The 14012-nt window shown below is 46.3% G+C and carries 12 protein-coding genes and 1 pseudogene; 12 read left to right on the forward strand and 1 reads right to left on the reverse strand.

From position 1 onward, the window contains the following. Positions 1–2 precede the first annotated feature (2 nt). The 12 genes and pseudogenes from NR177_RS08640 (at position 3) to NR177_RS08690 (ending at position 11144) form a co-directional block, all read left to right on the forward strand. A complete protein-coding gene (locus NR177_RS08640) occupies positions 3–2345 on the forward strand; it encodes a type VI secretion system Vgr family protein (protein WP_256852683.1) in 2343 nt (780 codons plus the stop codon). Positions 2346–2347: 2 nt separating this feature from the next. Continuing rightward, complete coding sequence (locus NR177_RS08645) at positions 2348–3172, forward strand: DUF4123 domain-containing protein (protein WP_256852684.1); 825 nt, start codon at positions 2348–2350, stop codon at positions 3170–3172. A gap of 17 nt (positions 3173–3189) precedes the next feature. Beyond that, positions 3190–3711 carry a DUF2569 family protein gene (locus NR177_RS08650; RefSeq protein ID WP_256852685.1) on the forward strand — a complete coding sequence of 174 codons (522 nt, stop codon included), beginning with the start codon at positions 3190–3192 and terminating at the stop codon, positions 3709–3711. A 29-nt stretch (positions 3712–3740) separates the two neighbouring features. Continuing rightward, positions 3741–4238, forward strand: coding sequence for a DUF3304 domain-containing protein (locus NR177_RS08655; RefSeq protein ID WP_256852686.1), 498 nt, complete (start codon positions 3741–3743; stop codon positions 4236–4238). Between the two features lie 22 nt (positions 4239–4260). Then, positions 4261–4812 (forward strand): DUF3304 domain-containing protein, encoded by a 552-nt coding sequence (locus tag NR177_RS08660; RefSeq protein WP_256852687.1) that lies wholly within the window; start codon positions 4261–4263, stop codon positions 4810–4812. Next, positions 4799–6586 carry a phospholipase effector Tle1 domain-containing protein gene (locus tag NR177_RS08665; RefSeq protein WP_256852688.1) on the forward strand — a complete coding sequence of 596 codons (1788 nt, stop codon included), beginning with the start codon at positions 4799–4801 and terminating at the stop codon, positions 6584–6586. The genes NR177_RS08660 and NR177_RS08665 overlap by 14 nt, the downstream gene beginning before the upstream one ends. Positions 6587–6784: 198 nt before the next feature. Next, entirely contained in the window at positions 6785–7084 is a 300-nt protein-coding gene (locus NR177_RS08670; protein ID WP_256852689.1) for a hypothetical protein, read from the forward strand. A 71-nt stretch (positions 7085–7155) separates the two neighbouring features. Next, complete coding sequence (gene tssE, locus NR177_RS08675) at positions 7156–7605, forward strand: type VI secretion system baseplate subunit TssE (RefSeq protein ID WP_256852690.1); 450 nt, start codon at positions 7156–7158, stop codon at positions 7603–7605. A gap of 39 nt (positions 7606–7644) precedes the next feature. Next, a pseudogene (locus NR177_RS08680) lies at positions 7645–7884 on the forward strand (hypothetical protein); the annotation flags it as partial. Positions 7885–8006: 122 nt separating this feature from the next. Beyond that, on the forward strand, positions 8007–8405 hold the full coding sequence (locus NR177_RS23975) for a hypothetical protein (protein ID WP_372340337.1): 399 nt from the start codon (positions 8007–8009) through the stop codon (positions 8403–8405). A 62-nt stretch (positions 8406–8467) separates the two neighbouring features. Continuing rightward, positions 8468–9712, forward strand: a complete 1245-nt coding sequence (locus tag NR177_RS08685) for a GIY-YIG nuclease family protein (RefSeq protein WP_256852691.1) — start codon at positions 8468–8470, stop codon at positions 9710–9712. A gap of 46 nt (positions 9713–9758) precedes the next feature. Next, positions 9759–11144, forward strand: coding sequence for a VasL domain-containing protein (locus tag NR177_RS08690; RefSeq protein WP_256852692.1), 1386 nt, complete (start codon positions 9759–9761; stop codon positions 11142–11144). Positions 11145–12050: 906 nt separating this feature from the next. Here NR177_RS08690 and NR177_RS08695 read toward each other — a convergent pair. Continuing rightward, positions 12051–13751 carry an AIPR family protein gene (locus tag NR177_RS08695; protein WP_256852693.1) on the reverse strand — a complete coding sequence of 567 codons (1701 nt, stop codon included), beginning with the start codon at positions 13749–13751 and terminating at the stop codon, positions 12051–12053. Between the last annotated feature and the right edge of the window lie 261 nt (positions 13752–14012).

Here is a 14012-nt window from a genome sequence, read left to right on the forward strand (position 1 = left end):
ACATGGATACCACCCCCGATAACTGGCTGGCGCTGTTTGACGGACAGACCCGCTACAGCCTTGAGATTAACGACAGTATCCTGAAGCCGGATGTGCTGAACTTTCACGGACGTGAAGCCCTTAACGAACCGTTTGAATGGCGTATTGAGTTCACCACGTCGCAGAAAGGCATCAGCCGTCAGGATGCGATGCTGAAGTATGCCACCCTTGGCATGCTCAGTGGCAGGGTTGTGCAGGGCATCATTACTGGCTTTGAATACCTGAAGGATACTGTTGACCAGACGCATTTCGCGGTGACTCTCTCCTCGCGCCTGGCGCTGCTCACTCACACCCGCCGCTGTGCGGTGTATCAGAATGTCTCTATGCCGGAACTGGTAGAGCAAATATTACGCAGTCATGGGTTCGAAGAGACTGATTTTGAATTCCGGCTGGAGCGGACTTATCCGGTACGTGAGCTTATCACCCAGTGGCGGGAGACCGACCTGCAGTTTATTCAGCGCATCCTGGCCGAAGACGGCATCTGGTTCCGCACTGGCGTCAACATCATCACCGGGCTGGACAGGGTGACTTTTGCCGACAGCCAACTGCACTATCAGTTTGATGTTCACCTGCCTTACCGGGAGCCATCAGCGTTATACGATGGTGCGGTCGAAGCGGTGTGGGATGCACGCGTGTGGCACCAGACGGTGACCGGCAGCGTCGTCACCCGGGATTACAATTACCAGGCCGCCAATACACCGATGGATGCTCAGGCCAGTGTCAGAAATGAGGCGGCTACCACAGGCGAACACTATCACTATGCGGTTCCGTGCCTTGAAGCGGGCGATGACACTTCCCCTGAACCGGAAACCGAAAGCGGGGCGTTTTACGCCCGCATTCAGCATGAGCACGTCCTCAATAATGCAACCCGGCTGCATCTGTTCAGCAACGCCAGCCATCTGACGCCGGGCATGGTGCTGGAGACCGGTGACAGTGCCGTACCGGAGCTGAAAGAGGGGATGGTCATTACGCTCACCACCTTCCGTGCGGCCCGTGACTCCCGTCTGCACGTTTCCGTGTGGGGCATGCCCTACAGCGAGCAGTTTTGCTTCAGACCCGAGCCTGTACCACGCCCGCTGATTGCCGGCACGCTGACGGCCCGTGTCGAGAGCGATGAGAAGAATGCGCCTTACGCGCATCTTGATGAAACGGGCCGCTATCGGGTGAAGCTGGACTTCAGCCGGGAAGACGCTGAACAGGGCTATAACTACCTGTGGATACGTCAGGCGAAGCCGTATGCCGGGGGAACGTACGGTTGGCACACACCGCTGACTGACGGTACCGAAGTGGGGATTGCCTTTGACGGCGGCGACCCGGACCGGCCGTACATTGCCCATGCCTTTCATGACTCTGAACACCCGGACGTGGTGACACGGGATAACCGTAGCCAGAACATTTTGCGCACTGCGGGCCAGAACGAGCTGCGGATGGAAGACCAGCGCCAGAGTGAACATATCGTGCTCCGCACGCCGTTTGGGGCCACGGCACTGAACCAGGGTCACATCGTTGACGCAGAGAACGAACCACGGGGAACCGGGTTTGAGCTGCGCACCGATGAGTACGGGGTTATTCGTGTGGCAAAAGGGCTGCTGATTACTGCTGATGGTCAGGCGAAAGCCGAAGGTGATGTACTGAGCATGAATGAAGCGCTCAGAGAAATTGAAAACGGATATAAGCGCCTTGAGCGCCTGGCGGATGCTGAGCGGCAGGCCCTGGCGCTGGGAGCGGATGTGGCAAGCCAGATTGCTATGTTCAACAAACGCCTGAAACCGCTGAATGAAGTCATTCACTTTACGGCTCCGGAAGGCGTGGCGTTTACCAGTGACGCGCATCTGCAACTGGCAGCGACGGACAATATTGCGCTAAATGCCGGCGGGGATATCAGTACAGGCTCAATGAAAAATACTGCCATTATGGCAGGTAAACAACTTGGCCTGTTTGCCCAGAATGGAAAGCTTAGCCTCATTTCCGACCAAGGGCCGGTATTGGTGCAGGCGCAAAACGATGCCTTGCACCTGAGTGCCGCGCAGAAACTCAGCATCAGCAGCATGAGCGATATCCTCTTTGCGGGAAAGAAAAAGGTCACGCTGATTGGCGGGGGCAGCTACGTCAGGATTGAGGCAGGAGGGATTGAGTACGGTACGCCACACACCTACACCCGTAATATCAAACGTACGCAAAAGCTGCGGCCGTTAAATCAACCTGTTGAGATGCCTGCACTGTTCCCGCCGATTGAAAACACAATTTGTATTCCGTGTCTGCTGAAAGCCATTCAGGCGAATGATGCGATAGTGCAGGGAGCATAACAATGGACAGTACAGAACTCATTACAGCGTTATCCTGCAGTTCAGACGAGAATATCAGCCTGCTGTTTGAAGCCGGAGCGCAGCTGGAAGAGGATTTTCTGGCGTTTAAAACGAAGCATGAAGACAGGCTGCATTCTCTTTATATCCATCCTCAATTGACAGAGTTTCAGAACTACGGTCCCTGGTTGCTGGAAATTGATAATGCAGAGCGGCTACCTGACTACCTGACGTCTTTGCCGGGATGTGCCGCAGTCATTGTTTCAACGCGTTATTCATCAATGCTGGCAGTGCAGTTATCACGTGGATGCACTATTGTGCAGCCGGATGGTTCTACGGCGCTGACGCGCTTCTATGCGAGCCACGTTATCGGTGTGCTGGCGCAGTGTGCCGAGAACGACTGGCATGCCTTTCTGTTCAACGGCATCACACAATGGTGGCTTCCTGGCGAAACGCAGTGGCAAACGCTTGCCATAAATCCCCCGGAAGTAGATAAGCCCACTAATCATATTATCAGGCTTGATAAAGCTACCTGGGAGGAGATTACGGATAAGCCGGAAGTGACCAGTGTCCTGAAAGAATGGCAGAAAATGCCGACCAGCAAGGCGTTTCCGCCTTGCGCGCAGCGATTGATGGTGATCAAGGCGCTGAATAAAGCAGAGGGGATAGGGCTGGCAAAGTCTGAGGATCGGGTGTTTTATGCGCTTTGCTATCTGGGCGGTAGAAAAGACATATTAGAATCTGAGGCGTTACGGAAACAGTTATTTAATATTGTACAGGGAAAGCAATCACTCTCGGATGTAGTGATGAAACTCTTTTCAAATATGTAAGGTAAGGAATGAAAAACATGGATACCGAAAAGCAACAAACGACTAGTGACAAAGAAATTCCTCTCAATAAAGAGAGTATGCCTGAGGGTTTAAGTGGGTGGTTAGTGCTTATAGCATTTCATTTGATAGTGATGGCTACTGTCTATGGGATTTCACTTTTGGCGCTTTTTTTTCGCCCCCGGATATATTTCGATCTTAAGCACTCGTCTGAGAAATTGTTTTTTTTAATATCTTGTGTTGCAAGTGTGATTTGCATTGTAGTAATTGTTCTGGCTCTGGTTGCATTTTTTAGAAAACAATCTATTTTCGTAATTCGCTATAGGTTGTTTATTTATTCTATTGTATTAATTTCGGTTGTTGACTGTGCCAGTTTATTATGGTTTCACGCATTAGGCTATGATTCCCGTTACGGGTACTATGAAGATGATCTATTGCTGAAGCAAGTATTAGCGTCTTTTGTTCATCCTCTTTTCCTGATATGTGTGTGTATTCCTTATTTGGAGAAATCAAAAAGGGTTGAGCAAACATTTACTCGATAATATTTTCATTGAGATGAATGAGGTTGGCAATGACGTTCTTTAATGCTTTGGAAAAAATAGATAAAACTATCAATAAATGTTATACCCGCGGTGGAAAATGGATCTGGGGCAGTTTATTGGCGATGGTTCTGGCATACGGTGGCTGGCTAATCTGGTCATCAATCTGGGGGCCGCCGACGGGGCCAGTAACATTAATTATTCACAGTGAAATTGACAGGCCCATTCTTGGATTCAGTGTCAACGGAGTGGCGGGGCCAAATGCGTTTGCTCACGGAGGTGGTAAGGCAACCTGTTGCGGCAGTATCAGCGGGAAAACGGCGGAAATTATATGGACATTAAGCACCACACGTGCTCAGTATGATGCAGGGCTTCGCAAGGAAACTCGCCGTGTTGAAATGCTAATGCCAGAACGAAAGTGGGGAGAGAATGATTTGCATGTTCACTTTTTGCCCGGGGATAAGGTGTTACTGGGCTGGAGTGATAATGCCTGGTCGCCTTATGAAAAACGGCCAGAAAATATTAAATAGCGGGTGAGCCAGAGAAATAAAAATGGGATTTTTTAAGTCTTACGACAAGGTTAATAATGCCGTGGATCGCGGTTATGCCCGCTGGGGTAAATGGATCTGGGGCAGTTTATTGGCGGTGGTTCTGGCATACGGTGGCTGGCTAATCTGGTCATCAATCTGGGGGCCGCCGACGGGTCCAGTAACATTGATCATTCACAGTGAAATTGACAGGCCGATTCTTGGGTTTAGCGTTAACGGCGTGGCAGGGGCAAATTCTTCTGCACATGATAAAAATAATCCGTATGCTTCGGGACCTGGTGGATCAACTTGTTGTGGCAGTATCAGTGGGAAAACAGCGGAAGTAATATGGACATTAAGCACCACGCGGGCCCAGTACGATGCTGGGCTTCGCAAAGAAAAACGTCGGGTTGTGATGCCAATGCCAGAAAGGAAATGGGAAGAAAATTATCTCCATGTTTATTTTTTTCCAGGAGATAAAGTTCGACTATGGTGGGGAACCGGCTTCGTAAGTCCTAATGCTGAAGCGATTTTAGAGCATACGACTGACAGGAATGATAGATATGGATATCGATAGCATAATTGCGGCTGCGAACCGTGCACAGCAAGCTGAAGATGCAAATATAGGGAATTGTAATAGAACCTGGCAGGTGGGATTCTTTTTTGATGGTATTCATCGTAATATTGAACAGGATGCATCAGAGAACCGCCTAAGTAACATTGCTCGTTTATTTCGGGCTTTCCCCATTGTGCAACAAGATACATCACATGAAAACTACTCAAAATTCTATATTTCCGGATTAGGTACTCCCTTCAAAGAAAATCTAACGTCAAAACTTCATACCATCATGGATGGCGCCCAGAGCTCTGTTATGGATGACCTTAAAAATCACCCAAAAGAAATGGCGAAAGATGCTGCCTTGGATTATTTGAAAAGTGGAAACTGGTGGGAGGTTTTAAAGGACTCAGGAAAAAAACTGATAAGCCCTTCAGAGTGTAAATCGCAGGCGGGCGATGTAGTTAAAAATGCCACAAAGAAATCGGGTATAGAGGCGACACCTTGGTTGCGCGATAATCCCACTATTGCCGAGATGTTGGTAACAGGTGTTGATACCAGAATTACTTCGACAAAAGCTACATTTGAAGAAGCTTTTAAAAACATCAAAATTAAGAGCCCTGTACCGGTAAAACTGATCTCTATTTCACTCTTTGGATACGATGTCGGAGCAACTCTTGCACGTAAATTTATTGATATAATGCTTGATGATATTTGCCAGAAGCAGGGTGATAAACATACTTACCAGGGGATCTCCGTAGAGATTGTTTTTGCAGGCCTGTTTGACTGTACTCGTCATACCCCTGCCAGTAATAATAATGGCGTGGACTGGTTTATTTCTGCTTTTGGGGGGCCAATAAAAGGCATTAGCGTGCTGATGGGCGATAAGTCTGTTGATCAGGAATCGGCATTGCCAGATACGGTTAAAAATGCACTGCACTTGGTCGCAGCACATGAAAACCGGCCATGGCGGAGTATCTATTGTCTTGGTGGAAGTAATAATAAGCACAAGGAAGAGCTGTTACCCGGCTGCGCAGAGGACGTAGGCGGAGGCCTGAAGCCAAATGAACAAAAACCGAGTGCAGAACTTTGTCGGGTGGCCCTTCACCGGATGTACCGCGCCGCGCCGATGGCTGGTGTTCCATTTCCAGATTTACAAACACTAGATCAGACGGATACTGATGTTGCTGCCTATTTCATCATGCAGGATAAGGTTAAGAATAAGTCTGTCGCTCAATGGACAAAGCTGTATCAGCAAGCGGTGCCTTTTAACACTGTCAGTATCGGAGCACAGAACCGTCATCTGGACAGCTATATTGAGTGGCTTGGGCGACAATATTATCAATACCGCTGTGAATGCATGAAGTATGAAAAACAACGTGGTGATATTTTAGCCTCCGCCGGTGCTTCTGCCGGATTATTGGGGATTTCACCACAGGCAAAAGAAACTTCAAGGCACTACCAGAATGAACTTGATGTGTTGCACAAACATTGGGGTTGGCTGGAAGATGTCCATGATGCCGCAATAAGAATGAAGAACAGTATGGAAAACCATCCTAATGATAAGCGTATCCAAATCGTGCCTGATATCTACAGGCCTGCATTGAGGCGAGCGAGGCGTTTTCTCGATTACGCCCATGCAGCTTATCTTGGTCAGCCTCAGCCTTTCCCCGAAGATAATGCGCCCTCAGATATGTATGCCTGGTTTATTCATAACAGACAAGCAACGGGAAAAGATGTTGGCATCTCTCAGGATTTCCTGGTTATTCGTTCACTGGAAAAACCTGATGTGTAACCTGTAACCGTCAGTGACTCTTGCTAAATAGTGACCCTTGGGTCGTTCATCTTTATTTATTCTAAAACGCCGATTACTTGATATCCCGTCATTGCCAGGGTACAGATGGTGTGTGGAGTATGAAGAAAATAATGCTTCGCATGCGTAGTGGCCTCGGCAGATTATGACTACTATTCAATTATGGAAAGCTAAAGGATCATGATTAGAATTGAAAGCATTGAGCAATTAGAAGCATATGTTAGCTTTCTGATTGAAAGAGAACTTTGTGTTATGCCTATTGAAAATTATGGAATAACTCTTTTATTGGATTCCCCCCTTAAAAAAACTCAAGTACAGCTAAAAAGTAAACTTGATAATCGTAATTGGGATGGTTGTTCATATCGTGATGAAGAAAGAAACTTATTGATTTTATTAAGTAGTGCAGGAGCGATGACTAATTGTATTGCCACCGTGCTATCGTTGCATTCGAATTATCTTGAACAGTTTGACTCTTTATAATTAATGATATAACTAAAGCAATGTTAATGTTGAGTAGATTGAGCTTAATCGTAATATGAAGGAAGTGGCCCATGAATCAAAATCCCCCGTCTCTGTGCGAGTTGCTTTATGGCAATTTTGTCGGTGATCTCGATCTTCAACAGGTCAGTGAAGAAAATCAGGTCATCCTTTCGGTGCTGGATAATATGCAACGTATCCTTAACTGTCGTGCCGGAACGTTGGCACATATTCCAGATTATGGGTTGCCGGATATGACCACCATCCTGCAGGGACTTCCCGGCACCGCATATAAACTGATGTCGACTTTGTCAGCCGCTTTGTTGAAGTATGAGCCGCGCCTGAAGTCTATTGAGGTGCTGCTGCTTGATCAGGAAATTCCCGGTGAGTTGCGCTACGCCATTGATGCGGAACTTAACGGTGTTGGTCTGGTGCGCTATGGCACTGAGTTTATGCCCGAGGGGCGCGTTCTCCTGAGGCATCTGAAGCAACAGCAGTATATCGACAAAACAACCCGTCTCTAAGGCGAGATCACATCCTGTCAGTAAAATCACAGTTTCTTTCTGCGTATCGATGACTGGTCTGTAAAATTTGTGCCGGTATTCCTGTATGGTCAGGGTGTGACCGGGTGTATGGAGGTGGCCTTCCAAAATGGAGGACTCGTTAGGACTCTGGGGCGACTATTTATGCGGTCAGGAACGGTGAACAAGTGGACCTTTACTCCGCCTGGTGCTTTATCCCCCTCTGGGCAGGGTTTTGATGAAAGCACTTTCTTTAACCTGATTTTTGAGCTTCTGCCATAGCGGGTGATGAAAAATTAATGATTATTTTTTGCTTTGAATCATTGCAAGTTTTCCTGATGAAATGGTTAATAGCTTTCGAATTACTTAGCCCCAAAGTAACGAAATAAATAATGAATATGAAAATGAGAAAATTAATCTTTCTTCTGGTCTCAGGAATATTGTTTACGGCACAAGCCGATGCTGCGCGTGGAAGGCAGCCCTGTTCCGGTTCAAAGGGTGGAATTGCAAACTGCACATCGGATGGACGTTTTGTCTGTAATGACGGGAGCCTGAGTCAGTCGAAGCGGTTCTGCTCCGGATATGGTTCCTCAGAAACCAGCAATCAGGTAAAACCTTCCACTTCCACTCGCAAAGCTAAGACGAAAAAAGTAACAACTGCGAAAAAGCATAAACCGCAACGCGTTGCAGAAAACGACGAACCGGTTAGTTCGCAACCCCGACCGCCTACATGCGCTCCCCTCTATATGGCCAGCAAGCCCGGATACACCCATTTACCGATTTGCTCAGGGAACCAATATTAATCCCCTTTCTCGTTTTTTAGATTAAATAGTCAGGATTTTAAGAGTAAAGGAAAAAATAAAACATGGCACGAAGAAAAAAAGATGACAATTCAGTAGGTGTTATTCTGGCTATTCTTGGCGCAATTGCCTGGGGTATTTATGTCGTGGTAAGAGCATTAATTAATCTTAATGAGCAATTTATTGAATATGTGTCGGATCCGGTCGGAATCATCGGTCTGTTCTTTGGCTTACTGATAGCCGTTGCATTGATCATACGGGTTTTCATTTACCGGGGATTCCAGAAGAAAACAGCGGAACTTGAACAGGCTGTATCGGACCTCGCTCAAAAAGAAAAAGGTTTTGACGAGCGAGTCATGACTGAAGTGGCCCGCAGCCTGTATCAGGAAAAGAAACATCTTGCCGGTCAGTGGGATGAATTTCACACTGCCAGAAATAAAGCGTCACGGGCGCTGCAGCGCATCGTGGACTCTGCGTATAAATTCAAAGTCAAAACACTGCTTTCCGGTACCACGGTAAATAACTGGCAAAGCAAGTACGACCAGCTCAGGAAGGAGAGAGACGCTTACGCTGCTATCAGCGAGAACATCACTTTTCTGAAACTCGAAGATAATGCCGACTGGGAAGGTGTGAAACAGCAGTTTCTGGATAAGGTTGTCCTGCTCGAAAAAACGCAGGAAGAAAAAGAGTATCAGGCTGAGCTGAAACGTCAGATGCGGGAAGAGAAGCAGCGGCAGGAAGAGCTGGACAGGCAGCAGCGGGAAGCGGAAGAGGAAGAACAGCGCCTTGCTGAACAACAGCATTTACTGGACGAAGCCCTGCTCGCCGCTGAAGGTGCCCACAGGGAAGAACTGGAAAGACAGCGTCTGGAACTGGAACAGAAAATCCAACAGGTACATCTGCAGTATGAACGCGCCAAATCCATGGCCCAGCTGACAAAACAGGGACATGTGTATGTCATTTCGAACATCGGTTCTTTCGGTGAAAACGTCTTCAAAATCGGTATGACCCGCCGGCTGGAACCGATGGAGCGGGTGAAAGAACTGAGCGGAGCAGCCGTACCGTTCGATTTTGACGTTCACGCCATGATTTCCTGCGATGACGCACCCGCACTTGAAAAGACTCTTCACGACCATCTGGAAAGTTACCGGATTAACAGGATTAACCTGCGCAAGGAGTTTTTCCGGGTCGAGCTCAGCAGGATTATTGATGAGGTGGAACGCCACCACGGGCAGGTTGAATACATCGCTGACCCGGTGGCACTTCAGTATCTACAGAGTCTCGAATATGCAGAAAGCAAAGCCGCATAAGCAATAACCCTCAACAGCTCCTTTTACGTCAAACGGACAACTGGTCATGAATGACATCCCCCCTCGTAAAATCAAAACCGGTGGCGACCCGCGCACATTAGCGGATTACGCCGCTCTGCGCGATGAACTGAGTAAGCTCACACATCCAGCGCGCCCGGATGTGAACTGGCGATATGTTGAAAAACGCTGCCTCTCACTGTTTGAGCAGAACGGTGTGGAACTGCAGACGGCAGCCTGGTACACGCTGGCCCGAACGCAACTGGCCGGACTGGTCGGCCTTAATGAAGGACTTGCGATACTCGACGCCCTGATAAGCCATCAATGGGGGACGCTGTGGCCGCAGCCCGTCCATGCCCGCATGGAAATCCTCAGCAGTCTGAGTCAGCGTTTGCAGCAACGGATGCGTTCGATCCCGATCAATTACAGCGACCTCAGCCAGTTGTACCGGGCTGAGCAACGGCTTACCGGTATCGGGGAAGTGCTCAAGCGCCTGGAGCTTAAACATCTCAGCCAGCTCGATACCTTGCGTACCTTAATGCACAATTGCGCTGTCCGGCTGGAAAACAGCGATGGGACAACCAATACAACGGCGACGGTTCAGTCCGGTATAGTGTTGCCGGCCACCGTGATGCATGATGCCGAAGCCTCCATGAGGGACCTTGCGGGTAGCTCGCCTGAGAATACGCCAGAAAGCGCAGTGAAGTGGGTGTACGTGGCGCAGGCGGAACATCAGGCGAATGTGGACGTTTTGGCGGCAATACCTGCTCCGGTAAAAAAACGGACATCCTTCGCTGCCGGGATGTTCACCATGCTGGTGATAAGCACCGTCGCAGTGTGGAGCTGGCAGTATTTTCACCGGCCTGACCCGCTTCAGGCTCAGCTTGCAGCATCCCTGGCGCCTTTACCTGCAACGCTCACGCCTGAACAACTGGATATGTTGCGTCAGCAAACACTTTCATCACAAACAGTGATAACACAAACACAGCAGCAACTTGCCCGACTGGATAAATTGCCTCCTGACTGGAATATCGCCTTGAGTCGACAGCTTTTGGAACAGGCCAGGGCACTGTGGCCGGAGCAGACAAAACCCCTGATAAAGCAATGGCAGCAACAACTTAATGCTGCCGCGTTGCCGACAGAACGCCTGAATGGCTGGCATCAGGGAATGATGACGCTACAGAAACTAAGTGACAGGTTGAACGGACTGGATGAGCAAAAGGGAAAATACATGACGATCAGTGAGCTGAAATCAGTGGTCTTTTCCACGATGCAATTTTTTAATCAATCCATACCGGCTGAAGAACAACTGCGGGCACTGTCACAACATCCTGCGGGGGAACCATTACCTGCTGCTGCCCGGTCTCAACTGGAAATGCATCTGAAACAACTGACAGCCCATTATGCTGAACTGAAACAGCAGACAGAAAAATAAACACAGTGCTAAAAGCCGGGGTTGATTCAATCATCGTATCGTCCAGCAAAAATAAGGTGGTCGTTTCCGGTTATTTATTCCGGCTTACAAAGGACGCTCAAGGATTGAATCGATCGTGGTACAGCATGAGGACGTTTCATTTTTATTCTGGCTTTGTGAATTTCCCCAATTAGATTATCAAAATCGATTTCATGCCATCCAGCCAAGCATAACGCTACTATTGCTAAAGCTGTCAGCGTGCGGAATCTGGTAGCAAGATGCGTTATCAGATTTATGACAATATTGCTAACATCGCAGTGTATTAATTAATGGGGGGTTAGGACATTTTGATTGTTTTTTTGTATCAAAAGAAAAGCTGTCGATACGATGTCTTTGTTTAACCGGGCTTTTTAAATCTTAAAGTCACATGGGTTATGAAAGGGAACAAATACATATAATGGATATAGGGGAGGTGCATAAATCCCGGCATTAATTTCGTGGAGACAGGAGAGATCTTTTCGTCCTAAAAGACTCTTTCACAAGTTGCCCCCACTTTGCTTATGAAGCCATAGCTAACATTGAGGTGTATTAATTGGAACCGCTCGCTTCAGATGAATGACTGTAAAGAGATAAAGTGGACTGTGGAGGTATAGATGGTGCCCTCTGCGGGAATCGAAAGTATTTTATCTTTTTGTTAGTTATCTTTATTCATTTTTCGATATCATTAATCCATGGGAATAGTTCATTAAAGTCATAGAATGGCCTATTTCGGTAGTTGAAATGATGAGCGGGAAAGTGAAGGGCTAAGGATAAACCAGTTACAGGAACTAAGAAAAATATTGTCAAATATAATAACTAAGCATTAGATTTTAACTTACTATACATGCGGTTGGTCCCGCTTGATTTATTTATTCAAGCGGGAGTTTATTAAATCTCTTTAATTAGATCTTCTAAGGATGATTGACGCTTCATTTTATCATCAGAAAGGTCGTTTGTTGTAGTAACTATACTTACGGCTTTACCAAATAAAGCAACAACATCGGCATCATGTTTTGAAAACTTATCTATAATCTTCTTACAATAGGTTTCCATCTTTTTAGAATTAGGCTTTGGGGTTACTTTTCCAGCTACTAATATGCAGGCGATTGCGATGATGTGCCACTTATATTTCCTAATGTTCTGAGGGATGTCTGCATTTGATGTTAGCAAGTTGAAACGATAAAGAGCTAAGCATGCCGTATAATAAACCACTTCTTTAATATCATCCGCAAATATTTTTTCGGCAAGTTGCTCATACATCCTTTGTGGATAACGATATGCAAGATCAGGCCGTCTGAAAAACACAGAAGCGACACATTTAACAGCAAGATTTAAAGGGAATATTCTTATTGCAGGTATATCACGCCCTGCAAATTGACGATCTCGTCTTTCAAGAAATAAACGTGCATCTTCACCATCGAATGAATCAAAGTAGGCCTCAACCTTTTTCGCTATAGGTTTAAGCGAGAGAAATTGATTCTCATCAACTTTAGTCTGACTATTAGTAGCCCTCACCAGCTCAGAGAACACATCCTCGTTTGAAGTCTCGACTATTTTTAAGTTGAGCATCATATTGCTATCTAGTAACTCACGACATTCATATAGTACGTTAGATGTTTGGCAACCGTTTACCACTTGGAAATTTTCAAGATGTATATTGTTATTTTGAACTCTCACATCAGGGCTTACAATAGTAATTCCATTGTTGAGTACAGGGAATCTTGAGGCGGCTTCCTTATTTCTTATTGTTTCTGCAATTTTTGCATTAACATTATTGTCCACACCGAGAAATGATCTTACATTTTCAAAAAATACATGACCTCGTAAAGTACCATCTTCAGTCAGTAAAAGGTTGTTTACATAATCCTCTGCTTTTACAACAGCAAGATAAGCTTCGTCGATTCCATTGATTGATGGAAGAGGTGCAAGACTAAATGTGGGAAGTTCAGCACTTATATTAGAGTATGTACTAACCCATAATTTCGTTAATTTATCCCTGTCTATGAATTCTATGTTTATTTCTGAGAAAAAACCAAGTTCTGCAAGCTCAGCAATAAATCTCTTTCTCGCATTATCAAGCTCTTTAGGTGATTTATAGACACCTGTCGCGACATATTTAACAAATATCTTCGGTTTCCCATCTCTAATCTTAGGTACATTTTTAATTATAACGTCGAAAATTTCCCTAGCATTATTTTGCAGATCATCATGAACGTGATAATCATCTTCAATGTCGACAAACTTCAATACAGATTCTTTAAACTTCAGAAAATCACCTAAATCATATGATTCACTTGTTTTTGACTGAATGAAATGTATTTCAACATCGTGATTTCTTTTAGGTTTGTCAAAGATGGTTTTAGTATCTTCAGGAGAAAGGCATAGCTCTTCATCGATTATTATTGCTATTCCGTCGGTTCCATCGTCAGCTTCACTTGTGGTCACGTCATCTAATTCGAAGTCAGTGCAAATGTGTGGGGTCAATATAGACTTATTAGAAAACATCTCGAACTGTACATCTTGTCCGAGTGATTCAATACCAAAACTTTTTGCAAAATTTTCAAGATGTGCCTGAACGATCCTATGCATGTTTTTCCCTCAGAGATAAAGTATTAGTATAAGATTTAGAAGCGAGAAAAAATTATCATCGAGATATAAATAATTCAAGATTCTTCTTCTTGGCACGCGCTCGTAGCCCGCCACGCCTGCGCACTTCATGCAGCGGTTTTCATGCACCTGTATGAGTGGCTCCATGCCGTGCCGATGCTGGTCTCTGCTGCCATGTCTGGATGCCTGAGACTTATGCGTTTTCATACAGCATAGACATGCACTCACGCAGCAGACGTAAAA

The organism is Pantoea sp. Fr+CA_20 (assembly GCF_024520835.1).
GTDB classification, from domain to species: domain Bacteria; phylum Pseudomonadota; class Gammaproteobacteria; order Enterobacterales; family Enterobacteriaceae; genus Pantoea; species Pantoea allii.

Excerpts from the sequence above, each read along its gene's own strand:
- NR177_RS08665 (WP_256852688.1), top strand. The coding sequence starts at position 4,799 with ATGGATATCGATAGCATAATTGCGGCTGCGAACCGTGCACAGCAAGCT.
- NR177_RS08690 (WP_256852692.1), top strand. The coding sequence starts at position 9,759 with ATGAATGACATCCCCCCTCGTAAAATCAAAACCGGTGGCGACCCGCGC.
- NR177_RS08695 (WP_256852693.1), bottom strand. The coding sequence starts at position 13,751 with ATGCATAGGATCGTTCAGGCACATCTTGAAAATTTTGCAAAAAGTTTT.
- NR177_RS08685 (WP_256852691.1), top strand. The coding sequence starts at position 8,468 with ATGGCACGAAGAAAAAAAGATGACAATTCAGTAGGTGTTATTCTGGCT.
- NR177_RS08655 (WP_256852686.1), top strand. The coding sequence starts at position 3,741 with ATGACGTTCTTTAATGCTTTGGAAAAAATAGATAAAACTATCAATAAA.
- NR177_RS08660 (WP_256852687.1), top strand. The coding sequence starts at position 4,261 with ATGGGATTTTTTAAGTCTTACGACAAGGTTAATAATGCCGTGGATCGC.
- NR177_RS08670 (WP_256852689.1), top strand. The coding sequence starts at position 6,785 with ATGATTAGAATTGAAAGCATTGAGCAATTAGAAGCATATGTTAGCTTT.
- NR177_RS08650 (WP_256852685.1), top strand. The coding sequence starts at position 3,190 with ATGGATACCGAAAAGCAACAAACGACTAGTGACAAAGAAATTCCTCTC.
- tssE (WP_256852690.1), top strand. The coding sequence starts at position 7,156 with ATGAATCAAAATCCCCCGTCTCTGTGCGAGTTGCTTTATGGCAATTTT.
- NR177_RS08640 (WP_256852683.1), top strand. The coding sequence starts at position 3 with ATGGATACCACCCCCGATAACTGGCTGGCGCTGTTTGACGGACAGACC.
- NR177_RS08645 (WP_256852684.1), top strand. The coding sequence starts at position 2,348 with ATGGACAGTACAGAACTCATTACAGCGTTATCCTGCAGTTCAGACGAG.
- NR177_RS23975 (WP_372340337.1), top strand. The coding sequence starts at position 8,007 with ATGAGAAAATTAATCTTTCTTCTGGTCTCAGGAATATTGTTTACGGCA.